Raw genomic sequence first — 23,601 nt, forward strand, 5'->3', positions numbered from 1 at the left:
CGAAGCATCCACAGGCGCTGCCCCGGAGACCGGTCCGCCCGGCGAACCCCACCCCTGTTCACTCTCTCCGCCGGAAGCATCCCCTGAGTGCGGTGCCGGGGAGCCTTCACGGGCGGATGCGGATACGGGGCCAGGTGCGGCGGGTGGTCCGGGGGGACGCGGTGGAGCGTCCCACATGGCATCCGTGACTTCGGCGCCGGCCGTCGGGGCGACCGTGCTGGTCGGCCCGGTGTCGCCGCCCTCGCCCGCGTCCGCGAACCCTGCGCCGGGCGCAGGGCGGTCCACGGCGGCTTCCCCACCCGGCCTGCCTGGTGCGTCCGGGGATGCCCCGGGCGTCGGTCCCCGCCCAGGAGACGGTGTCGTGGGTGTCTCCGTCGGGATCGGGATACGGGTGCCGTCTGCCGACGGCGAGGCCGTACGGTCCCGGAAGCCCAGGGGTTTGGGGCCCGTCGGGAAGGTCGCGGGGCCCGTGGGCATGGCGGGCGGCGGCTCCCAGGGGGCGCGGGGCCGCCCGGGTGGGCTGCTTCGCGGTGCGTTCCACATCCCGTAGGGGACCCCGCCGCGCTGCGGCGGAACCCCGGAGCCGGGGGCGCTCCGCGGCGGTTCCGGCGTCCGGTCTGCGCCCGGCACGCGCCCGGCACGCGCGGGAGAATCCTGAGGCGGAAGAGGCGGAAGCGAAGCCGGAGGCGGTACGGGTGCCGGAGGCGGTTCGGGCCGCGCCGGCAGTGGTGGCGGAGCCCCCGCCCCCAAGTCGTCCCACTCCTCCAGCAACGGCTCGCGCCCGAACACCACGTCGCTCTCGTACCCCCCGTACGCCCCGTCCCCCGAAGTCCCCTCCGGAACGCTCCCGTCCCGCCCCGGATCCGCGCCGGCCGTCCGAGCGGCGACCGTGCCCGACGCCGAGGCGAACCGGTCGTCCAGGGAGTCGCCCGCGGCCGTGGGCCCGGTGTCCTCGGTGGAGTCGTCGTACAACTGCCCCCACCAGTCGTCCTCGTGACCGGTGGACCTCTCCCCCTGCTGGCTCATGACCCCGATTGTCCACCGTGCGGGCCGGATGAAAACGGGGCATCCGGAAAATCCGGCGAGGCGTTGCGCCGCGAACGGCGTGTTCGACGGCGTGTCGGATGACACAACGAACAACCGTACGAAACAAGTCGCCGGGCGGCCCCACCCCCCACGGGAGAACCGCCCGGCGACGCCGGGGTGACCTGACCCACGAACCCTCGCAGGCCCCACGAGTTCCAGGCCCGCGAGAGTCGTACAGCGCGCGTCGTACGTCGAATGCCGTGCACGCCGGTCCGCTCCGACCCGAGTGTGACCGGTCCTCCTTGAACAGGCCGCCGACCGCGGGGTCGACTACCGCGTGGTCGTCGAACGGTCCGTGCTGGATCTGCCCGCGGGTGTCACCGAACTGACCGCCGCACTGAACCGGGGCGAGCAGGTACGGGTCGTCGACCAGGTACCGACCGAGCTGGTGATCGCCGACCGCTCCCTCGCCCTCGTTCCCCTCGCCTCCCGTACGGCGGAGCCCACCGCGCTCGTCGTCCACGCCAGCGGGCTGCTCGAACTGCTGTCGGGCCTGTTCGAGTCGGTGTGGCGGGACGCGCTCCCGCTGCGCCTCGGCGCGGCCAAGGGCACCGCGGACGCCGGGTTCACGGAGGGTACGCCGGACCAGCCCGACGCCGCCGGCCTGGAGATCCTGTCCCTCCTGCTGGCCGGGCTGACCGACGCGAGCGTCGCCAAGCAGCTGGGCCTGGGGCTGCGGACCGTACAGCGCCGGGTGAAGCGGCTGACGGAGCTGACGGAGGTGACGACCCGGCTGCAGCTGGGGTGGCACGCGTACGAACGGGGCTGGATCGCCAGGGACCGACGGGCCTGATCCCGCCGTCCGTCTCCCCAGACCTGCGGTTTCCTTCGTCCTCGGTCAGGCTGGGCAGATGGGAGCGTGGGATCTCCTGCTGACCGGCCTGGTGATGCTGTTCGGTCTGTGTGGAGTTCTGGTGCCCGGGGTGCCGGGGTCGTGGCTCGTGTGGGCCGCGGTGCTGTGGTGGGCACTGGAGGATCCGCGGGCGGTCTCCTGGTGGGTTCTGGTGGGCGCGACCGTCGTCCTGTTCCTGTCCCAGGTGGTGCGCTGGCGGCTGCCTCCGCGCCGGCTGCGCGAGAGTGGCGCCACACCCCGGATGGCGGTGTACGCCGGGACCGGCGCCCTTCTCGGCTTCTTCCTGCTGCCCGTGTTCGGCGCGATCCCCGGCTTCGTGGGCGGTGTCTACCTCTACGAGCGGCTGCGGCTCGGTCGGCACCGCGAGGCGGTGGCGGCGGTACGGACGGTGATGCGGGCGGGCGGCACCAGCGTCCTCATCGAACTCTTCACCTGTCTGCTGATCACGGGCGCCTGGCTGGGCGCCACAGCCTGGGGCTGACACGGATCTATCACCTTCCACTGACGACCATCAGCACCCCCCTCTCTCTCACGTTTCATAGCGAGACGGCTCCGGTGAATCAACGGTGATCCGAGCCGCCGGGAGGCAGCACGCCCAACGGTTTCCTCGGCTCCGGCATCCACGCCGATGCCGACGAGCCCAGCAAGACCGTCCTGAGGCGGGCGCGCCCTGCGTCGTACGGCGCGGCATCGCGGGCGGGTCGACGTAACGGGACGGCCGAGACCGCACCCTGCGGTACAGAACCCTCGGCGAACGGACGATCCGACTCACCCTGCGCAAGGGCGAGTCGGCGGTCGTCACGGCCCGGGGCGACCGGCCGGACCTGTCGGTCGAACCGGTCCGGCCGAACGCGGAGGCCCCGCGCCGGGGCCTGCCGCTCACAGGCCCCTGAGGTCGGCCAGGTTGATCGAGTCGGCCATGGCGCGCATGCCGGCGTCGTTGAAGTGAAGGTGGTCGCCGGGGTCGTAGGCGGTGCGCATGCGGTGCGGGAACGCCGGGTCACGGACGGCGGCGTCGAAGTCGACGACCGCGTCGAAGAGGCCACTGCCACGGATGAAGGTGTTCACGGTCCGGCGTACGGACTCGCGGGCCTCGGTCCACTGGGGATGGCCGCCGTACGGGGTGATGGTGGCGCCGATGACGCGGATGCCGCGGGCGTGGGCGCGGTCGACAAGGGTCCTGTACGCCGTCTCGAAGGCGCGCGGGTCGCTCTGTTCGGGGGTGCCGTTGATGTCGTTGATGCCCTCGAACACGATCAGGGCGCGTACGCCGGTCCGGGAGAGGACGTCGGCGTCGAATCGGGTCAGGGCGCGCGGACCGACGCCGTCGAGGAGGACACGGTTGCCGGAGATACCCGCGTTGAGGACACCGAGGCGGCGGTTCGGGGGCAGTGCGGCGAGCCGGTCGGCGAGGCGGTCGGGCCAGCGGCGGTTGGTGTCGGAGGTGCTGCCACCGCCGTCGGTGAGGGAGTCGCCGAGCGCGACCACACTGCCGGCGGCGGGTGCGTCGAGGACGTCGACGCCGGTGACGTAGTACCAGGAGCTGAGGGTCCTGGTGTAGGCGTCGCCGTCCTCCATGCCGGCCCAGTCACCGCTGATGGCAAGGAAGTTGGTCTGCTTGGCCGTACGGTGGTAGGTCGCCGGCCCGGAGTCGCCTGGCGTGTGCACCGTGACGAGCAGGTTGGCGCCGGCCGGCACGACGAGCTGGACGGCGTCGGTGAAACGGTCCTGGCCCGCCGGGATCGTCACCGTGGGGGCGCCCGCGAAGGTGGCCGTACGCATCGACCCGGCTTCGGCGTCCGGGCTCCTCGGCTCGCCGGGTTCCTGGAGGGCGACGGTGACGGCGCCGAGGCGGAGGGGCTGGGTGCCGAGCCGGTTGGTGAGGCGGACGCGCAGCGCGCTGCCGCCGACGCTGAGGTGCAGGACGTTGCGGTAGGAGGCGTCGGGCCTGGCCGGGACGGTTCCGGAGGCGGCGGCCTCCCAGGTCCCCGTCCAGAGCCGGGGAACGGTGGTTTCCGCGACGGGAGCAGGGGTCGGGGCCTGGGTCGGCGGCAGGAGGGGCGTGGGCCCCTCGTCGGCTGTCGCAGCGGGCGGGACGAGCGCCAGGGCGGTCATCAGGGCCGCGAGGATGTGCCGAACCATGATCGCGCGGGTCATGTGCGCATCGTTCCCCGGACGAACGGTCGCGCCGGCTCGATGCCACACCCATGGCGGCACGCACGTACGTTCGTACGTACACCCGCGTTTCCGCTGCGCCTGCCGGGGACACCGTGTTTGGCTTCCGGCATGACCGGACTCAGCGCGGCCGAGCGCGCCTACCTACGGACCCAGCGGCTGGGACGGCTGGCCACCGTCGACCCCAACGGGCAGCCACAGGCGAACCCCGTCGGCTTCTTCCCGCAGGACGACGGGACGGTCCTGATCGGCGGCCGTTCGATGGGCCGCACCAAGAAGTGGCGCAACCTGGAGAAGAACCCGAGGGTGGCGCTGGTCGTCGACGACGTGGTGAGCGTGAGTCCCTGGAGGGTGCGGGGCGTCGACATTCGCGGCGAGGCCGAACTCCTCACGGGCCCCCACGAGTTGGGCCCGCACTTCAGCGAGGAGGTGATCCGCATCCATCCGAGGCGTATCCACAGCTGGGGCCTGGAGGAGGACTGAGGACCGGGACCGCAACTGTCCGGGTCACGGGGCGAGGGGGATGCCCTCAAGGCCGAGCAGGTGGCGCTTGCGGTCGAGGCCGCCCGCGTATCCCGTGAGGGAGCCGTCAGCGCCGATCACCCGGTGACAGGGCCGCAGGACGAGCAGCGGATTGGCGCCGATCGCACCCCCGACGGCCCGTACGGCGGCCCTTGGAGCCCCGATCCGCGCGGCGATCTGCCCGTACGTGGTGGTCTCCCCGTACGGCACCGAGTCGAGGGCGTTCCAGACCCGCTGCCGGAAGTCGGTCCCGGCGCTCCTCAACTCCAGCCGGAACTCGGTGAGTTCCCCGGCGAAGTAGGCAGCGAGTTGTGCTTCGGCCGCCCGGAAGGGCCCGGGATCGTGCCGTCTGCCGTCCACGACACTCTCGGCGGTCAGGCCTCTCTTCTGCCCGGACACGGAGAGGGCGGTCAGCGCGCCCGAGTCGTCCGCGGTGAGGAGGAGTCGCCCGAGGGGGCTGTCGAGGAATGTCCAGTAGGCGGTCACGGTGTCCAGTTTCCGTTACGCGGGGAGGTGCCGCTGGCGGATATCGGACACGACGTTTCCCACACACCCGCCCCCGCCGCTTCCGCAGCCCAGGCAGGCCCCCTCCAGCGCGGGCCGGCATCCTCAGCCCCGTCTGGGGGTCCCTCGCCGGGGGAGTCTGAGGACAAGGCCCGTCAAGGGCCGTAGGGGGTCTGGGGGCGCAGCCCCCAGGTACAGGATGGGACGGGTAGGGGTGTGCGGGGGCGAAACCCCCGCACACCCCCCGCACACCCCCGGCACTCTTACCGCTGGCGCCCCCGCTTCGCCTCCATCGCCGCCTTCCCCTCCGCCCCCTTCTTCTTCCAGTCCTTCCGAATCTCCGCGCGCAACCGCGCATCGGTCTTGGCCACGATGTACTGGTTCTCCCGCAGCAGCTTCCGGTAGCTGTCGAGCCGTCGCTGCCCCAGCGCCCCCGAGTCGACCGCCTCCAGCACCGCGCACCCCGGCTCCGCCGCATGGGCGCAGTCCTGGAAACGGCACCCCGCGGCCAGTTCCTCGATCTCGGCGAAGACCTGGCCGACGCCGGTACCGGCGTCCCAGAGGCCGACGCCGCGCAGCCCCGGAGTGTCGATGAGGACGCCCCCGCCGGGCAGGGCGAGCAGGTTGCGGGTGGTCGTGGTGTGCCGGCCCTTGCCGTCGGCGTCCCGCGTGGCCCGGACATCCATGACGTCCACGCCGAGCAGCGCGTTGGCGAGCGTCGACTTGCCGGCACCGGACTGCCCGAGCAGCACGGCCGTACCGTCGGCCACAACGGCCGCGAGGACGTCGATGCCGTCCCCGCTGGTGGAGCTGACGGTGAGCACCGGCACCCCGGGGGCGGTGGTCTCCACGTCCTGGACGAGATACGACAGTGTCGTCGCGTCCGGTACGAGGTCGGCCTTGGTGAGCACCACGACGGGCTGCGCACCCGATTCCCAGGCCAGCGCCAGGAACCGCTCGACGCGGCCGAGGTCGAGTTCCACGGCCAGCGACACGGCGACGATGGCATGGTCGACGTTGGCCGCGAGGATCTGGCCCTCGGAGCGCTTGGACGAGGTGGACCGTACGAACGCGCTGCGGCGCGGCAGATACGTACGGACGTAACGGGGATCACCGGCGGGCTCGACGACGGCCCAGTCGCCGGTGCAGATGACCCGCATCGGGTCGTGAGGGGTGACGAACGCGGTGCCGGCGCGCAGCACACCGTCGGCGGTGGCGACGTCGCACTGGCCGCGGTCGACGCGGATCACCCGCCCGACGAGCAGCCCTTCGGCCGCGTAGGGGGCGAAGGCGGCGGCCCACGCGTCGTCCCAACCGTAGGCGGCGAGCGCGCGGGCAGAAGCAGATGAACCCGATGGAGCGGATGAAGCGGATGAAGCCGAGAGGGAAGTCAAGGGAGACCCTTCACAAGGGTGGCCCCGGCACGCCCGGTCGGGCGCGAAGGAAGTGGAAGGTCAGCCGGTGGCCACAGAGGTGGACTTGACGAACTTCTGGATGCGGGCAGCGCCCACCGCAAAGACAGTCATCGGGTCACACCTCCTCGTCTTCACTCGACCGGCAACGACCGCGGACGGCCTGCGAAGGCCTGTCGCGGAAAGCACTTTCACTCTAGACGCCCACTCGTTCGGGACGCCACCCGATATCCAGCTGAACAACTGGGGCCCCACCAGCCGTAACTGATCAGTGTGGCGGTTGGGACCGCACCGAGCGAAGGAGCACCTTATGAAGGCGACCGCGCAGATCGGCGTCACCGGCCTGGCGGTGATGGGCCGGAATCTGGCCCGGAACTTCGCCCGGCACGGTTACACCGTGGCCCTCCACAACCGGACCCCCGCCAGGACCAAGGCGCTGGTCGAGGAGTTCGGGCACGAGGGTGACTTCGTGCCGGCCGAGACGGCCCAGCAGTTCGTGGCGGCCCTGGAGCGCCCCCGGCGGGTCATGATCATGGTGCAGGCCGGGGCGGCCACCGATGCGGTGATCGACGAGTTCGCCGCCCTCCTGGAACCCGGCGACATGATCATCGACGGTGGCAACGCCCACTTCGCCGACACCCGCCGTCGGGAGCAGGCGCTGCGCGGGCTCGGTATCCACTTCGTCGGTGTGGGTGTCTCGGGCGGTGAGGAGGGCGCGCTGAACGGGCCGAGCATCATGCCCGGCGGCTCCGTGGCGTCGTACAACGCGCTCGGGCCGATGTTCGAGACGATCAGTGCCAAGGTCGACGGCGAGCCCTGTGTCACTCATGTGGGCACGGACGGCGCCGGGCACTTCGTGAAGATGGTGCACAACGGCATCGAGTACGCCGACATGCAGCTGATCGGCGAGGCCTACCATCTGCTGCGCCAGGTCGGCGGGTACGAACCGGCGCGGATCGCCGAGGTCTTCCGCCAGTGGAACAAGGGGCGCCTCGACTCGTACCTGATGGAGATCACCGCCGAGGTGCTCGCCCACACCGACGCCGCCACCGGCAGACCCTTCGTGGACGTGGTGGCCGACGCCGCCGGGCAGAAGGGCACCGGCCGCTGGACCGTACGGACCGCCCTGGACCTCGGTTCCCCGGTCACCGCGATCGCCCAGGCCACCTTCGCCCGCGCCGCCTCGGGCCAGAGCGCCCTGCGTGCCGCGTACCGCGAGCTGCCCGGCGGCACCAGCTGGGACCTCACGGCGTACGAGGCCGAGCGCTTCGCGTGTCTGGTCGAGCACGCCCTGTACGCGTCGAAGCTCATCGCCTACGACCAGGGCTGGAAGATGATCCTGGACGCCTCGGCCGAGTACGGCTGGGACATCGACCTGGGCGCGATCGCGAGGATCTGGCGCGGCGGCTGCATCGTCCGCGCCGCCTTCCTCGACCGGGTCCGCGCCGCCTACGCCGCCGATCCCTGCCGGGTCACCCTGCTCACCGAGGAGGGCTTCGTGGCCGAGATCGCCGACGCCCAGGTCCCCTGGCGCGAGGTCGTCGCCACAGCCGCACGGCACGGAGTGCCCGTCCCGGCCTTCTCCGCCGCCCTGTCGTACTACGACACGCTCCGCACCGAGCGCCTCCCGGCCGCGCTCACCCAGGGCCAGCGCGACTACTTCGGCGCCCACACCTACCGGCGCACCGACCGCGAGGGCCGCTTCCACACGCTCTGGGAGCGGCCCGACCGGAGCGAGAGCGAGGTGATCTGACCTCCGCCCGCCCGATCCGCACCTCGTACGGCCACGCCCCCGGCGGTATCGCCCGGCGTGGCCGGCCAGGTGCTGAAGAGGCGAGAGTGGCCGGAGGGGCTTCGAGCACGTCCTGCGCCGTCAGAGGCCGGCCGGAGGCCCTGAGCCGCCGCCAGGAGGGCTTCCCCGGGTGCGGCCCCGCTGCGTGTGCCTCGTACGCCGCGTCCGAGATCACCGTCCCGGGCGGAAACAGCGGTGTGCCACGGGTCGGGAAGCCGACGTGCGGAGTCGTCCGCGCTCGGCGTGCAGGGAGGCGCGGGGGTGGCCCGCATCAGACAGAGCACGTGCCGTACCCGCCCCGCCTCAGCTCGTACAGCTGCTTCCGTTCAGCGTGAAGTCGACCGGGTCCGCGTTGCTGCCCTGCCAGTCGGCGAGGAAGCCGAAGGAGACCGTGCCGTCGGCCGGGACCGTCCTGTTGTAGTCGGCGGCGGTGGCCGTGACGCGGGCGCCGTCCTGGGAGAAGCTCGCGTCCCACATCTGGCCGACCTGCTGGCCGTTGCGGAAGGTCCAGGCGATGCGCCAGCCGTCGATGGCCTTCGCGGAGGTGACGCTGATGGTGGCCTGGAAGCCGTCGGGCCACTCGTTGACGAGGTCGTACTCGACCTCGCAGGCCGGTTCGCCCTGGTCGGGGCTCGGCTCGGGCGTCTCGCCGCGCGCGGTGGACGAGGACGTGCCCTGGGGTTCCGGATCGGGCTTGCCGGAGGGCGTCGGGGACACGTCCGGGTCCGACGGCTCGGGGGACGCCGACGGTGTGGAGCCCGCCGGGACGGTCAGGCCGGACGGCAGGACGGTCGAAGGGTCCACCACCGGCCGCCCGTCGGTCGCGCCGCCCTTCGAGGAGGCGTCGTTGCCGGAGCCGTCGAAGGGCATCAGCGAGACCGAGAGCGCCAGTGCGGAGACGATGACCGCCGCGACCAGGATCGCCGTACGGCCGATGCGCGGACGGGACTCACCGATGGTGAGTCCGGTGTTCATGCCCGCTTCCCAGCGCCCGCCGAGCAGACCCGCCTCGGCGGCGCGGCGGCGCCGTTCCAGGTAGGCGAGCCCGCCCCAGCCGATGACACCGCCGGCGAGCGCTGCGGACAGTCCGCTGCTCCCGCCGTACAGCCGCAGGCACGCGGCGGCCTCGGCGCACTCCACGCAGGTCGCGAGGTGCCGGGAGAGGTCCTCGGGTATCTCGGCGCCCTCCGAGCGGGTGACCGCGTCGAGCAGCCGGGCGAAGCTGCGGCAGTCGTACTCCATCGGGGTGTCGAGGAGGTTGCGCTGGCACCGGTCCCTGAACAGGCCGCGTACCTGGGCGAGTTCCACGGCGGCGGTCTCCGGGTCGAGGCCGAGCCGGCGCGCCACCAGGGGCAGCGGCAGCGCCTCCACCTCGGCCAGCCAGAGCAGAGCGGCGTCCGCTTCCTGCATGTCACGCAGGGCGCGCAGTGCGAGCGGGCGGCGCAGCGGCGGTCCCACGTACCGTGCCGCCTTGTCGGAGTTGAGCCACAGCCGCAGGTCGGGGTCGAGATGGTTGCCGTGCCCGGTCTCCTCCCAGGACGCGGCGGTGCTGCGAACTGCAGCCAGCAGCAGGGGAATCCAGGGCAGGCGGGGTATGCGGCGGCCTGTGTTGAGGGCCCCGAAGTCGGCGGCCCGGGCCGCGTGGATACCGTGGGTGAACGCCTCGGCGGCCAGTTCGGTGCCGGCGGACGCGCCGGACGTGCACAGGTCGGCGTAGGAGAGGACCGCGTCCCAGCACTCGGAGAACAGCGCTGCCTCGGCGGCGTCCTGAGGGGTCGGCAGATCTGGCATATGGGGGGACTCCAGCATCAACGGCTTGCACACGCCAACGTCATCAACGTCAACTGACCCCAGAAACGGGGGAGTTGGGAACGGTTCCGCGAAACGGAACCCGAGCTTTTCACGTTTCCCGCACAACTGACAAGCGACGTATTCACATGTCGCCACATGTCAACGTGGGCTCGCCGTACGGTGGTCGCGAGGTGGGAGGAACGACCGGATTCATTCCCCGGCAGTGCGACCACCGTCCCCCCATACGGAGCACGGCGGTGTTCCGTTCACGCCATCAGGTCACGCTTCGGACTCATGTCTTCGACGCGGTTTCCCGGGCCGGCAGGCTGTCCATGAAGGAGCTGACGGAGAAGACCGCGCGGCCGGGGCCGGGCTCGCCGTAGCCGGGGGGCGAGTCGAGGCCGAAGTCGTCCATCGTGGCGCGGTAGGCCTCCAGCAGACGGATGTGGTACTCCAGCGGCGCGCCCTGGGGGTTGGCCTTGCCGAGCGGGGTGGTGGGCTCGGGGCACCAGGTGGTGAAGCGGGGCGTGATGCCGTGCGACATGAAGAAGCGCAGGCCCTCGGTGGTGGAGGCGATCGCCTCGTCGACCGTCGTGAACCCGGACGGCTCGGCCATCTCCACACCGGCCACGAAGTTGGGGATGACGTTGCGCGCGCCGAAGACCTCCGCCGAGTCGAGGATGCGCTTGTGCCACTCGTCGCGGCCTACGTAGCGTTCCTTGCCGGGGCAGTACAGCTCGAAGAGCCGGCGGTCCCACACCTCGTAGTTGGGGTGGTAGATCTGCACGCCGTAGTCCTTGAAGCGCTGCACGTCGTCCTTCGGCAGCGCCTGGGCGACGACCTTGCCGATCCAGCGGCCCGGGAAGTGCTCCTCGATGGCCTTGGCGTACATGCCGTAGAAGTCGGCCTCGTCACGGCCCTGGAGCTTGGAGGTGATGGCGCCGCCGGTGAGGGTGTAGGCGGTCGAGGCCCTGGCCGTGTCGTAGCGGTCGATGATCTCCAGGGCTTCCAGGACCTCGTCGACGTCCTTCACGCCCGTGTAGGGACGCCCCGCCGCCTTGTGCTGGCGCCAGTTGTGGTTGATGTCGCAGTACTGGCACTCCTCCTTGGCGCCGAAGTACTGGCAGACCCGGAAGACGGTCAGGTAGATCAGATAGCCCCACTGGATGGTCGGCGCGACCTCCATGACGGACTTCCCGCTTGAGAGGGTGTGCCGGTAGTACTCCGGCATCGGCGGCACACCGACGTCCGAGATCCGCTTCCCGTCCAGGTAGAGCCCGAGGACGCCCTCCTCGTCGGCGGCCACCCGGTAGGGCGAGGCGGGGTTCACGCGCACCGAGACGACGGTCCGGCGCAGGTCGTACGGGCCGCCGGTGAGGATGATCTCCTCCGGCGGGCGGCGCAGCGCGGCCTCGCCCAGCTCGGGGAGGGTGCCGTGGTCGAAGGAGAAGATGAAGTACGACTTCGGCTTGACGTCGCCGCTCTCGTTGTCGCTGAGCGCGGACGGATCGAAGGCCACACCACCCCTGAGCAGGTCCTCTTTGAAGACGGCTTCCCGCGGTACGTGCGGAAAGCGCTCCATCAGATCCTCGACCAGCGCGGTGCGGCTGCCCATCCCGTGTCTCCTCCAGCTCCGGCGGTACTCCGGCGTTCGACTCCTCACGGTATGCCCCCGCCTGTGCGTCCGTGGCCGCGGGGCCCCTCGGGCATGTCACACACCGCTGCGTGAGAAGGTCGACGCATCTGAGCGGAGGGACGGACCCGATGGCCGAGGCGCTGACCAACTGGGCGGGCAACATCACCTACACGCCCACGGAGCTGCACCGACCGCACTCCCTGGACGCTCTGCGGGCACTCGTGGCGGACAGCGCGCGGGTGCGGGTGCTGGGCAGCGGGCACTCGTTCAACGAGATCGCCGAGCCGGGCGACGGCGGTGTCCTGCTCTCCCTGACCGCGCTGGGGCAGGAGATCGACGTCGACACGGCGGCGCGTACGGTCCGGGTCGGGGGCGGGGTCCGGTACGCGGAGCTGGCCCGGGTCGTCCACGGGCGCGGACTCGCGCTGCACAACATGGCGTCGTTGCCGCACATCTCGGTCGCGGGGTCGGTGGCCACCGGTACGCACGGCTCGGGGGTGGGGAACGGTTCGCTGGCCGCGGCGGTGCGTGAGGTCGAGCTGGTCACGGCGGACGGCTCGACGGTCACGATCACCCGGGGCGAGGACCGGTTCGAGGGCGCCGTCACCGCGCTCGGCGCCCTGGGCGTCGTCACGGCCCTCACTCTGGACCTGGAGGCGGACTTCGGGGTCGAGCAGTACGTGTTCACGGAACTGCCCCTGGAAGGGCTGGACTTCGAGGCCGTGGCGGGCGCCGCGTACAGCGTGAGTCTGTTCACCGACTGGCGCGGGCCGGGCTTCCGTCAGGTGTGGCTGAAGCGGCGTACCGACCAGCCGCTGCCGGACTTTCCGTGGGCCGCGCCCGCCACCGAGGCGATGCACCCGGTGCCGGGGATGCCGGCCGTGAACTGCACCGAGCAGTTCGGCCGGCCGGGGCCCTGGCACGAGCGGCTCCCGCACTTCCGGGCGGAGTTCACGCCGAGCAGCGGCGAGGAGCTCCAGTCGGAGTACCTGCTGCCCCGCCCGTACGCCCTCGACGCCCTGCGGTCGCTCGACGCGATCCGGGATGTCGTCGCACCCGTCCTCCAGGTGTGCGAGGTCCGCACGATCGCCGCCGACACCCAGTGGCTGAGCCCGGCGCACGGGCGGGACAGCGTGGCGTTCCACTTCACCTGGGTGGCGGACACGGACGCGGTGCTGCCCGTGGTGCGGCGGGTCGAGTCGGTGCTTAACCCGTTCGGGCCGCGTCCGCACTGGGGCAAGGTCTTCACCGTGCCGGCGGAGGTGGTGCGCGGGCGGTATCCGCGGCTGCCGGACTTCGAGGCACTGGTCACGTACCTGGACCCGTCGGCGAAGTTCACGAACGCGTTCGTACGGGAGGTGCTCGGCGACTGACCTCGTCGTGCCGGATGCGGTGTCAAGTGCGAAGAGACTTTCTTCAGCCCCTTTCCTAACCCCTTGTCGAACCTCCCCCGCTGCCCATAGCCTTGCGCCGCGCCGGTGCCGTCGCGCCCCGGGCTGTCTGCACTGAGGTCTGCACGGCGAGGGGGCAAGCCCGGTGGTGAAGCGCACATCACGTGACATCCGCACCGCGAACCGCTACGAGGTGCTGCGCCAGATCATCGCCGAGTCGCCGACGTCCCGGCAGGAGCTGGCCGCCGCCACCGGACTCAGCCTCGCCACGGTCGCCACGCTCGTCGGGGAACTCCTCGACCTGCGGATGCTGACGGAGGTCGGTTTCGAGGACTCGGCGGGCGGGCGCCCACGGGGTCTCGTGGCCGTGAACACGGCGGGCGGCGCGCTGATCGGCGTCGACATCGCGGAGACGTACGTCCGGGTCGAGCTGTTCGACCTGGGCCTGAACGTCCTGGCCCGCGCCGCCGAGTACATACGCCCCGGCGAGAGCCGCCCCGAGCAGGTGGTCGGGCATGTCGCCACGGCCGTCGGTTCGGTGGTCGCGCAGGCCGGCATCGAGGGCGCCCGGGTACTCGGCGTCGGGGTGAGCGTGCCGGGGCAGGTGGACCGGGTCACCGGTGTCGCCGAGTACGCGCCGAACTGGGACTGGCACGACGTGCCCCTCCTCGACCTGCTCACCGAGCACATCGCCTACCCGCTGCACCTCGACAACCCGCTGCGCGCCTGTGCCGTGGCCGAGCTGTGGTTCGGGGCCGCGCGCGGGCACGGCAACGCGGTCGTGGTGAACCTCGGGACGGGCGTCGGCGCCGGACTGGTGATCGGCGGCGGGGTGCACCGGGGGGTCAGCAACAGCGCCGGGGAGTGGGGGCACACGACCCTCGTCCTGGACGGGCGGCTCTGTCACTGCGGCAACCACGGATGCGTCGAGACGTATGTCGGCGCCCCCGGAATCATGCTGAACCTGCGGGAGCTGGACCCGGGCGGCGCGCTGCTGCACCCCGAGGACCAGACGGCGACCATCGACGCGCTGGCCCGGGGGGTCGCCGCCGGTGATCCGGTGGCCGTCAAGGTGGTCCGGGACACGGCCCGCTATCTGGGCGCCGGCATCTCCGACCTGGTGAATCTGCTCAACCCGGAGATCGTCGTGCTGAGCAGCTGGGTCGCGGCCACGCTGGGCGAGCCGCTGGTGGCCGAGGTGCGCGAGGCGGTGGCCCGGCACGCGCTGAAACGGCCCCTGGCGGCCACCGAGATCGTCCTCTCCCCCATCCCGACGGACCCGGTGTGCCTGGGGGCGGCGACCTTCGCTCTCGAAGGCGCGCTGTCCTCGGTCACCCAGCGGTCGCCGTCCGCCCGCCGGCCTGGCCCGATGCCGCCGAAGTAGGTCTGGGCCAACCGGCAACCACCCCTGCGCGAACGGCTGTTGCAGCGGTCCGCGACTCCTCCGCGTCCGACATCCCGAACGCTCCACAACGTTTCGAACGGGCTTCGTCCAACCCCTTGCCGAAGCCTTAGCCGAAGGTTAACGTCCCGCTCCGCACCTCCTGTTTCAGCCACTCGGCGTTGAGCCCGTGGCCCGCAGCCGCACTAGAGACAAGGACGTCACCATGTCGGCCATGAACAGCAACTGGGACCGCCGATCCATCCTCCGGGCAGCCGCAGGCCTGTCAGCCGCAGGCGCACTGACCGCCTGTGGCGGCAACAACGGTCGCGCCGGTGGGGGAAGTTCGGGCACGAACCTCACGCAGTACTTCCACGCGTACGGCGAGGCGGGGACCGAGCAGGCCATCAGGAAGTACGCAAAGGCGTACGAGGCGGCCAACGTGACCACTCAGTGGATCACCAGCGCCGACTTCGAGAGCAAGCTCTTCGCCACGCTGCTCACCAAGAACGCGCCCGACCTGTTCGAGTTCCACCCGCAGATGCAGATGATCAAGAGCGGTCAGGTGGCGGACCTGACCGACATCATCGATCCGGTCAAGGACGACTTCAACCCGGCCGACATCAAGTCGCACACGGTCGACGGCAAGATATACGGCGTCCGGATGATCGACGACCCGCAGTTCTTCTTCTACCGCAAGTCGATGCTGGAGAAGGCCAAGGTCGAGGTGCCGACCACGCTCGACGAGCTGATGGAGGCCGCCGCCAAGCTGACCACCAGCAAGGTCAAGGGCCTGTACATGGGCAACGACCTGCACAACGTCATCAGGCCGATGATCTGGTCGGCCGGCGCCGACACCCTCAACGAGAAGAATGAGATCGCCTACCACACGGACGGCGTCATCGAGGGCCTGAAGAAGATGCGCAAGTTGTTCACCAGCGGCGACCTCCTCCTCGGCGCGCCGACCGAGTCCTGGGATCCGTCCTCGCTCAACCAGGGCCTGTGTGCCATCCAGTTCTGTGGCATGTGGGCGATGCCGGGGATCCAGGCCGCGCTCGGCGATGACTGGGGGGTCTTCCCGTTCCCGAAGACGATCGACTCCGGAAAGCAGTCGGTCTACAACGGCGGCTGGTCGATGTTCGTCAACGCCAAGAGCGAGAACGTCGAGGCCGCCAAGGAGTACGTCAAGTGGCTGTGGATCGACCAGAAGCAGTACCAGGAGGAGTGGGCCACTTCCTTCGGCTTCCACATTCCGCCGCGCACCTCGCTCGCGCAGTCGGCCACCAAGCTCAAGTCGGGCAACGCCGCTGAGGGCGTCCGGCTCTTCAACGAGTTCGGGCACTTCGACAACATCGGCTGGACCCAGGCCATGATCACCGCCCACGAGGACGTCTTCGCCAACTGCGTCCGCAAGGACATGGACCCGGAGGAGGCCCTCGACAAGGCCGACACGGCGGTCAACCGCGAGCTCAAGAAGCTGTTCGGATAGGCCGCGGGACGGACCACGAGATGTCGACGACCAAGACGCGCGACCTCGCGCGCCCTGCCGCGGCGAAGGCCTCACCGGCCAAGCCGCGGCGGGGCCTGTGGGGCAGCCCCACCTTCAACTTCTGGCTCTTCACCGGACCGTTCCTCATCGGTCTGGGGATCTTCGTCTACGCGCCGATCCTCTGGAGCCTCTGGCTCAGCTTCTTCGAGGCCCGCTTCACCGTCACACCCGACAAGTTCGTCGGCTTCGACAACTACACGTACATGCTGACGAACGACGACTTCGTCGGCTCGCTCGGCACCTTCACCGCCTTCGCCGCCTTCATCGTGCCCACCACCTGGGCGCTCTCACTGGGCCTGGCCCTGCTGGTGAACCGGCTCCGCTTCATGCGGGCGTTCTTCCGGTCGGTCTTCTTCCTGCCGACCGCGTGCAGTTACGTGGCCGCCTCGCTGATCTGGAAGATGTCCATCTTCAGCGGGGTCCGGTTCGGCCTGATGAACACGGTCCTCGGCTGGTTCGGGATCGAGAACATCGCCTGGCTGGCCGACCCGAATCCTCCCTGGTACTGGCTGGTCATCGTCACCGCACGTCTGTGGCTGCAGGCCGGCTTCTACATGATCCTGTTCATCGCGGCGCTGCAGAACATCCCGGGCGAGCTGTACGAGGCCGCCGCCATCGACGGCGCCAAGCCCGGCTGGCAGACCTTCCGGTACATCACCCTGCCCCAGCTGCGCGCCACGTCCACCGCCGTGATCCTGCTGCTGCTCATCGCCGCGTACCAGGCCTTCGACGAGTTCTTCAACCTCTTGTCGAAGACCACGTGGGGTCGTCCACCCCTCGTCGAGCTGTACTACAAAGCCCTGGGTGAAAGTCAGGACTACGGTGCCGGCAGCGCGGGCGCGGTCATCCTGACCGTGCTGATCTGTGCCGTGACACTGCTCCAGGGCAAGATCATGGGCTTCGGAAGGGGGGAGGAGTCCAAGTGACCACCACGATGCCCGAGGTGCGGGAATCCGCGCCACCGTCAGACAAGCGACGCCACGACCGGCGCGGTGGCGGCGTGATGAGTTCCACCGGGCTCTACATCGCCACCGGGATCGCCTGCTTCCTCTTCCTGGTCCCGTTCTACCTGCTGGTCCGCAACGCCCTCTCCACCGACGCCGAGATCACCGGAGAGAACTGGAAGTTCTTCCCCACGGACATCCAGTGGGGCAACATCAGCGAACTCTTCACCGACGGGACAGTGCCGTACGGCCAGTCCCTGTGGAACTCGGCGGTCGTGGCCACCCTGCACACCGTCGGGGTCCTGCTGGTGTGCTCCCTCGCGGGGTACGGCCTCGCCCGTATCCCGTACAAGCATGCCAACAAGGTCTTCTACGCCGTCCTGGGCACGCTGATGGTCCCGACGGCGGTCACCTTCGTCCCGAGCTTCGTGCTGGTGTCGTCACTCGGCTGGGTGGACACCTACCGTGGTCTCATCGTCCCGGGCCTGTTCAGTGGTTTCACCTGCTTCCTGTTCCGGCAGTATTTCCTGGGGTTCCCCAAGGAGCTGGAGGAGGCGGCGCGGGTGGACGGACTGGGCTACTGGGGTGCGTACTGGCGCATCGTGGTGCCCAACTCGCTGAACTTCTTCGCGGCGATGGCGACCATCACCTTCATCCACGGCTGGAACTCCTTCCTGTGGCCGCTGGTGATCGGCCAGAGTCCGGATGCGTGGACCGTCCAGGTCGCGCTCTCCAACTACATGTCCAACCAGACCGTCGTCTTCCATCTGATCTTCATGGCCACCGCCTTTTCCATCCTGCCCCTGGTGTTCGTGTTCCTCTTCCTCCAGCGCTGGCTGGTGCAGGGGATCGCCCAGACCGGCATCAAGGGCTGAGCCGCCTATCGGGCTGAACTAGGAGACCGATGTCTTTCCGCACCACGGCAGCGTCCATCGCGACGGCGACCGACTACGTCGAGGATGTCTCACCCGGCCGCGGGGCCCTTCCGCCCCGCGCCTGGTACGCGTCCTCGGACGCCGGATCGCTGTCCCTGAACGGCAGCTGGAGTTTCCGGCTGTCGCCGACCGCCGACGGCGCGGACGACTCGTTCGCCGAGCCGGGGTACGACGCCGGGGACTGGGCCGAGGTGACGGTCCCCGGCCACTGGGTTCTCCAGGGTGACGGGGCCTTCGGGTCCCCGATCTACACCAACCATCTCTACCCCTTCCCGGTGGACCCGCCGCGGGTGCCGACCGAGAACCCGACCGGCGACCACCTGCGCGTCTTCGATCTGCCGTCCGACTGGCCCGATCTGTCGGACGGCGGGGCCGTGCTGCGCTTCGACGGGGTCGAGTCGTGCGCCCGGGTGTGGCTGAACGGCACCGAGATCGGCGAGTTCAAGGGCTCGCGGCTGGCGCACGAGTTCGCGGTCGGGCAGCTGCTGAAGCCCGCCGGCAACGTCCTCGCCGTCCGGGTCCACCAGTGGTCGGCGGGCTCGTACCTGGAGGACCAGGACCAGTGGTGGCTGCCGGGCATCTTCCGTGATGTGACGCTGCTGCACCGCCCGGCGGGCAGCGTCCTCGACTTCTTCGTGCACGCGTCGTACGACCACACGGCCGGTGAGGGCACGCTCCGCGTCGAGTCCGACGTCGAGGGGCGGGTCACCGTCCCCGAGTTGGACATCGATGTCAGGACCGGCGAGCCGGTGACTGTCCCGGTCGAGCCGTGGACCGCCGAGACGCCGCGTCTGTACGACGGTGTGCTGGTCACGGCAGGTGAGCGGGTGCCGTTGCGCATCGGCTTCCGGACCGTGGAACTGGCGGACGGCCTCATCAAGGTCAACGGGAAGGCCGTCCTCTTCAAGGGCGTCAACCGGCACGAGTGGCACCCGGAGAAGGGGCGCGCCCTCGACCTGGAGACCATGCGGGCCGACGTGCTGCTGATGAAGCGGCACAACCTGAACGCCGTCCGCACCTCGCACTACCCGCCGCACCCGGCCTTCCTCGACCTGTGCGACGAGTACGGCCTGTGGGTCATCGACGAGTGCGACCTGGAGACCCACGGCTTCACCGAGCAGAACTGGCGTGACAACCCCGTCGACGACGACCGCTGGACCCCGGCCCTCCTCGACCGGGCGTCCCGGATGGTCGAGCGCGACAAGAACCACCCGTCGGTCGTCATCTGGTCGCTGGGCAACGAGGCCGGCACCGGGCGCGGGCTGACCGCCATGGCCGAGTGGATCCACGGGCGCGACAGCTCCCGGCTCGTGCACTACGAGGGCGACTGGGACTGCCGCGACACGGACATGTACTCCCGCATGTACGCCGACCACGCGGAGACCGAGCGCATCGGCCAGGGCCTGGACGGCGGCACCCAGAAGCGGCGCCGGCTGCCCTTCGTTCTCTGCGAGTACGGGCACGCCATGGGCAACGGCCCCGGCGGTATCGCCGACTACCAGCGGATCTTCGAGGCCCACGACCGCATCCAGGGCGGCTTCATCTGGGAGTGGATCGACCACGGCATCAAGGACGAGCGGTTCGGCTACGCGTACGGCGGCGACTTCGGCGAGGAACTGCACGACGGCAACTTCGTCTGCGACGGGCTGGTCTTCCCGGACCGGACGCCGTCACCGGGGCTCGTCGAGTACAAGAAGGTCATCGAACCGGTCCGGATCGGGGGCGACGGTACGGACGGCACCGTGCGGGTGACGAACGCGTACGACTTCGCCGATCTGTCCGCGCTCGCCTTCGAATGGTCGTACGACGTCGACGGCACGGCGGTGGAGACCGGCACCCTCGCGGTGCCCGCGACACTGGCTCCCGGCGAGTCCGCGGACGTGAAGCTGCCCGAGCCGCCCGCCGACGCGCGGGGCGGTGCGGAGTCGCTGTGGACGGTACGGGCGCTGCTGGCCGACGAGTCCGCCTGGGGCGCGAAGGGGCACCAGGTGGCCTGGGGCCAGTTCCCGGCGTCCGCCCGCCCGGTGCCGACGGTCGCCGCCTCGGCCGCACCCGTCCCGGCCGACGGGGTCATCACCCTCGGCCCGGGCTCCTTCGACGCCCGCACGGGTGAGCTGAAGTCGATCGGCGGCCGCGAGGTCCAGGACCTGCGCCTGGACGTGTGGCGGGCGCCCACCGACAACGACTTCGGTGCGGCCTGGCAGCCCGACATCCGCTACGGCGTGCTCTGGCGCAAACTGGGTCTGCACCGGATGCGACACCGCCTGGACGCCGTCGAGCTTGGCGAGAACTCGCTGACGGTACGGACCCGGGTGGCGCCCGCCGCGGCCGAGGTGGGCCTGAACACGGAGTACCGCTGGACGTCCGACGGCGACCGGCTGAAGCTGACCGTGTCCGTCGTCCCGGAGGGCGACTGGACGCTGCCGCTGCCGAGGCTCGGTATTCGACTGGGACTGTCGGGCGCGGACCGGGTAACCTGGTTCGGCGGCGGGCCCGGTGAGGGATACCCGGACACCAAATCGGCGTCCATGCTGGGCCGTTGGGAGTCCACGGTCGACGACCTCCAGACTCCCTACCTCCGCCCGCAGGAGAACGGCGCCCGCGCCGACGTCCGCTGGGCGGAGCTCGGCGGACTGCGGGTCGACGGCGACCCGGAGTTCTGGTTCACGGCCCGCCGCTGGACGAGCGAACAGCTCGACGCGGCCGACCACCTCACCGACCTGACGCCCGGCACCGCATCCGACAGCGGCTCCGCCGCGGGCGTTTGGGTCAACCTCGACCACGGGCAGCAGGGCATCGGCTCACAGTCCTGCGGGCCGGGCGCGCTTCCGCAGTACCTGCTGCGGGTTCAGCCCGCTGAATTCTCCTTTGTGTTCTCAGCGATCGACATCTGACACTGTTACCGGTAACCACGGCCGTCCGGCTTCACCGCCGGACGGCCGTGTTCGCGCGTTCCAGGCACCCTCCGGAGGTTTCCCGCGTGAGTGGCTCCATCGAGGTCCGCGGTCTGTCCCGCACCTTCCACACCACCGTGCGCCGTCCCGGATTCGCCGGCGCACTCAAGTCCCTCGTCAACCCGGAGCGGGTCGCGAAGGACGCCGTCTCCGACATCACCTTCGACGTGGCGCCGGGTGAACTCCTGGCCCTGCTCGGGCCGAACGGCGCCGGCAAGTCGACCACCATCAAGATGCTCACCGGCATCATCACCCCCACGTCCGGCGAGGCACGTGTCGCCGGCGTGGTGCCGTACCTGGAGCGCGAGCGCAACGCCCGCAACATCGGGGCGGTGTTCGGCCAGCGCACCCAGCTCTGGTGGGACCTGCCGGTGCGCGAGTCGTTCTCGATCCTCCGGGACATCTACGAGATACCGAAGCCCGAACACGCCCTGCGCCTCCAGGAGTTCGACGACCTGCTGGAACTGTCCACGTTCTGGGACACCCGCGTACGGCATCTGTCGCTGGGCCAGCGGGTGCGCTGCGACCTGGCGGCGGCGCTGCTGCACGACCCGCCGGTGGTGTTCCTCGACGAGCCCACCATCGGGATGGACGTGGTGGTCAAGGAGCAGGTGCGGGAGTTCCTGCGCCACCAGGTCGAGGAGCGCGGCCGGACCGTGCTGCTGACCACGCACGACATGACGGAGGTCGAGCGGCTCGCCGAGCGGGTCGTCCTCGTCAACCACGGCCGGCTCGTGCTGGACGGCACGCTGGACGAGATCAAGAAGAGGTTCGGCTCGACCTGGCAGGTCCGGGCGACGCTGTCCGACCCGCACGCGGAGGTCGTGGCGCTGCCGGGCATCGCGCTGCTCCGCCGCGAGGGCCCGCAGGTGGTCTTCGGCCCCGAGGGTCCGGCCGCCCCGACGGTCCACCAGGCGCTCAAGCAGGTCATCGAGCGGTACGAGGTGACGGACATCGCCCTCGACGAGGCCGACCTGGAGGACGTGATGCGGGCCGCGTACGTCCAGGCCGAGGCCCCCGAATCGCGCGGGGGCGGCTGACATGGCCGTCCTGCACGCCTGGCGGGCCGCCAGGGTCACCCCCCTCGGTGAGCTGCACGCCCCGCCCCGGATGACCGCCGTCCTGGTCCGGCTGACCGTCCAGGTGGTCCTGGTCGCGTCCCTGTGGAACGGCCTGTACCACCAGACCGGTACGACGGCCGGCCTCGACCGCGAGCAGGCGGTGACGTACGCCGTCATGGCCGTACTCGCTTCCCGGCTCAGGGAGTTGGACCAGTACGCGGGCCGTGACACCGTGCTCCAGCACATGCACTTCGGCACGATCGTGTACTGGTACCTGCGCCCGCTGGCACCGCAGCGCTACTACGCGCTGCGGGCGATCGGCGAGCAGCTCTACGGGTTCGCGTGGGCGCTCGCCGGGTTCGCCCTCTGCCTGGCCGCCGGGGTGGTCCAGCCGCCCGGATCGGCCGCCGTGGCCGGGGTGTTCGCGCTCAGTCTGCTGCTCGGCCAGGTGGTTCTCCACTACGTCATGCTCGTCATCGACCAGCTGTGCTTCTGGACGCTGCGCAACGGCGCCGCGATGCTCATCCTGGTCTTCGCGCAGAACCTGCTGTCCGGGGTGTACGCACCGCTGTGGTTCTTCCCGGACTGGTTCATCACCCTCAGCTCGTTCCTGCCCTTCCAGGCCACGCTGAGCGTGCCGCTGTCGCTGTACGTGGGGCGCATCCCGCTCTCGGACGCCGCCTTCCAGCTCTCCGTCCAGGCCGGCTGGATCCTCGTACTGGCCCTGTTCACCCGGTTCCTGTGGCGGCGGGCCGCCCGTCGTGTCATCTCCCAGGGAGGCTGAGGCCCGTGAACGCCGTTCGCATAGCGTGGCGCATCACGCGCCTCAACTTCCGCGCCCAGCTGGAGTACCGCTCCGAGTTCCTGTTGATGATCGCGATCGGCGCCGTCTGGCAGGTGTCGGTGATCGTGTTCGCGACGGTACTGCTGACCCGGTTCACCGGCATGGGCGGCTGGGACAGCTCGGAGGTGCTGCTGATCCCGGCGACCCGGATGCTGGCACACGGCATCTTCGTGCTGTTCCTCGGGCGGATGCACGGCATCGGCCGGCACATCCAGGAGGGAGTCATCGACACGTATCTGGTCCGCCCGATGCCGGTGTACCGCCAGGTCCAGCTGTCCTACTTCCCCACCAACGCCATCGGCGACCTGACGGTGGCCGTGGGCCTGATGGCGGCCGCGCTGTCCCGCAGCGACCTGGACTGGACGGCGGGCCGGATCACGTACCTCGTGCTCTGCGTCCTCGGCGGAATGCTCCTGGAGGCGGCCCTGTTCACGGCGGTGGCCTGCGCCTCGCTGCGCTTCCCGGCCGCCGACTACTGGGGACGCTGGCTGGAGGAGCTGCTCGGCACGTTCGGCAGCTATCCGCTCAACGTACTGCCGAGGGCGGTGAGCGGCCTCCTCACCTTCGGGCTGCCGCTCGCGTTCGTCGCGTACTTCCCGGCGGCGGTACTGACCGGGCACGGCGACGACACGGGCGTGCCGTACTGGCTGGCGGCGTCCTCGCCGTTGCTCGGGCTGGCGGCCTTCCTGGGGGCTCGGCTGTTGTGGCGGTGGAGCCTGAGGCACTACACGGGGGTCAACGGGTGACGCCCGTGCGGTGATCCCTTCGACG

Annotated in this window: 17 protein-coding genes and 1 pseudogene; 13 read left to right on the forward strand and 5 right to left on the reverse strand. The window is 70.4% G+C overall.

Annotation, left to right across the window (positions count from 1 at the left end; translation table 11 throughout):
• Positions 1-1,330: 1,330 nt before the first annotated feature.
• Both RB628_RS24350 and RB628_RS24355 read left to right on the forward strand, forming a co-directional pair.
• Positions 1,331-1,879: pseudogene (locus tag RB628_RS24350) on the forward strand (helix-turn-helix transcriptional regulator); the annotation flags it as partial.
• 58 nt (positions 1,880-1,937) lie between these two features.
• Positions 1,938-2,420: a DUF456 domain-containing protein gene (locus RB628_RS24355; protein WP_318322647.1), complete on the forward strand. Its 483-nt coding sequence runs from the start codon at positions 1,938-1,940 to the stop codon at positions 2,418-2,420.
• 398 nt (positions 2,421-2,818) lie between these two features.
• On the opposite strand, the gene RB628_RS24360 is transcribed toward RB628_RS24355, so the two are convergent.
• Positions 2,819-4,096: an SGNH/GDSL hydrolase family protein gene (locus RB628_RS24360; RefSeq protein ID WP_318322648.1), complete on the reverse strand. Its 1,278-nt coding sequence runs from the start codon at positions 4,094-4,096 to the stop codon at positions 2,819-2,821.
• A 129-nt stretch (positions 4,097-4,225) separates the two neighbouring features.
• On the opposite strand from RB628_RS24360, the gene RB628_RS24365 reads away from it, so the two are divergent.
• Positions 4,226-4,597: a PPOX class F420-dependent oxidoreductase gene (locus RB628_RS24365; RefSeq protein ID WP_318322649.1), complete on the forward strand. Its 372-nt coding sequence runs from the start codon at positions 4,226-4,228 to the stop codon at positions 4,595-4,597.
• Between the two features lie 24 nt (positions 4,598-4,621).
• Here the strand turns inward: RB628_RS24365 and RB628_RS24370 are convergent, their stop codons facing one another.
• On the reverse strand, positions 4,622-5,122 hold the full coding sequence (locus RB628_RS24370) for a methylated-DNA--[protein]-cysteine S-methyltransferase (RefSeq protein ID WP_318322650.1): 501 nt from the start codon (positions 5,120-5,122) through the stop codon (positions 4,622-4,624).
• A gap of 281 nt (positions 5,123-5,403) precedes the next feature.
• Entirely contained in the window at positions 5,404-6,534 is a 1,131-nt protein-coding gene (rsgA, locus tag RB628_RS24375) for a ribosome small subunit-dependent GTPase A (protein WP_318322651.1), read from the reverse strand.
• A 328-nt stretch (positions 6,535-6,862) separates the two neighbouring features.
• On the opposite strand from rsgA, the gene gndA reads away from it, so the two are divergent.
• The gene (gndA, locus tag RB628_RS24380) at positions 6,863-8,305 is read left to right on the forward strand and encodes an NADP-dependent phosphogluconate dehydrogenase (protein WP_318322652.1); all 1,443 of its coding nucleotides are present in this window, start codon (positions 6,863-6,865) and stop codon (positions 8,303-8,305) included.
• A gap of 342 nt (positions 8,306-8,647) precedes the next feature.
• Here gndA and RB628_RS24385 read toward each other — a convergent pair whose 3' ends face one another.
• Positions 8,648-10,135, reverse strand: coding sequence for a cellulose binding domain-containing protein (locus RB628_RS24385; RefSeq protein WP_318322653.1), 1,488 nt, complete (start codon positions 10,133-10,135; stop codon positions 8,648-8,650).
• A gap of 292 nt (positions 10,136-10,427) precedes the next feature.
• Positions 10,428-11,750, reverse strand: a complete 1,323-nt coding sequence (locus RB628_RS24390; protein ID WP_318322654.1) for a radical SAM protein — start codon at positions 11,748-11,750, stop codon at positions 10,428-10,430.
• Positions 11,751-11,899: 149 nt separating this feature from the next.
• Between RB628_RS24390 and RB628_RS24395 the strand changes: the two genes are divergently transcribed.
• From RB628_RS24395 to RB628_RS24435, 9 genes are all read left to right on the forward strand, one after another.
• Positions 11,900-13,144 (forward strand): FAD-binding protein, encoded by a 1,245-nt coding sequence (locus tag RB628_RS24395; RefSeq protein WP_318322655.1) that lies wholly within the window; start codon positions 11,900-11,902, stop codon positions 13,142-13,144.
• A gap of 166 nt (positions 13,145-13,310) precedes the next feature.
• Complete coding sequence (locus RB628_RS24400) at positions 13,311-14,546, forward strand: ROK family transcriptional regulator (RefSeq protein ID WP_318322673.1); 1,236 nt, start codon at positions 13,311-13,313, stop codon at positions 14,544-14,546.
• Between the two features lie 223 nt (positions 14,547-14,769).
• Entirely contained in the window at positions 14,770-16,032 is a 1,263-nt protein-coding gene (locus RB628_RS24405) for a sugar ABC transporter substrate-binding protein (RefSeq protein ID WP_318322656.1), read from the forward strand.
• A 20-nt stretch (positions 16,033-16,052) separates the two neighbouring features.
• Positions 16,053-17,018, forward strand: a complete 966-nt coding sequence (locus RB628_RS24410) for a sugar ABC transporter permease (protein ID WP_318322657.1) — start codon at positions 16,053-16,055, stop codon at positions 17,016-17,018.
• Positions 17,015-17,911 carry a carbohydrate ABC transporter permease gene (locus RB628_RS24415; RefSeq protein WP_412180716.1) on the forward strand — a complete coding sequence of 299 codons (897 nt, stop codon included), beginning with the start codon at positions 17,015-17,017 and terminating at the stop codon, positions 17,909-17,911. Before RB628_RS24410 ends, RB628_RS24415 begins: the two co-directional genes overlap by 4 nt.
• A gap of 29 nt (positions 17,912-17,940) precedes the next feature.
• Entirely contained in the window at positions 17,941-20,865 is a 2,925-nt protein-coding gene (locus RB628_RS24420; protein ID WP_318322658.1) for a glycoside hydrolase family 2 TIM barrel-domain containing protein, read from the forward strand.
• An 86-nt stretch (positions 20,866-20,951) separates the two neighbouring features.
• Positions 20,952-21,965: an ATP-binding cassette domain-containing protein gene (locus RB628_RS24425; protein WP_318322659.1), complete on the forward strand. Its 1,014-nt coding sequence runs from the start codon at positions 20,952-20,954 to the stop codon at positions 21,963-21,965.
• A 1-nt stretch (position 21,966) separates the two neighbouring features.
• Complete coding sequence (locus tag RB628_RS24430) at positions 21,967-22,770, forward strand: ABC transporter permease (RefSeq protein ID WP_318322660.1); 804 nt, start codon at positions 21,967-21,969, stop codon at positions 22,768-22,770.
• A gap of 5 nt (positions 22,771-22,775) precedes the next feature.
• Positions 22,776-23,576, forward strand: coding sequence for an ABC transporter permease (locus tag RB628_RS24435; protein ID WP_318322661.1), 801 nt, complete (start codon positions 22,776-22,778; stop codon positions 23,574-23,576).
• Positions 23,577-23,601: the final 25 nt, after the last annotated feature.

The organism is Streptomyces sp. ADMS (assembly GCF_033441795.1).
In the GTDB taxonomy this organism is placed as follows: Bacteria; Actinomycetota; Actinomycetes; order Streptomycetales; family Streptomycetaceae; genus Streptomyces.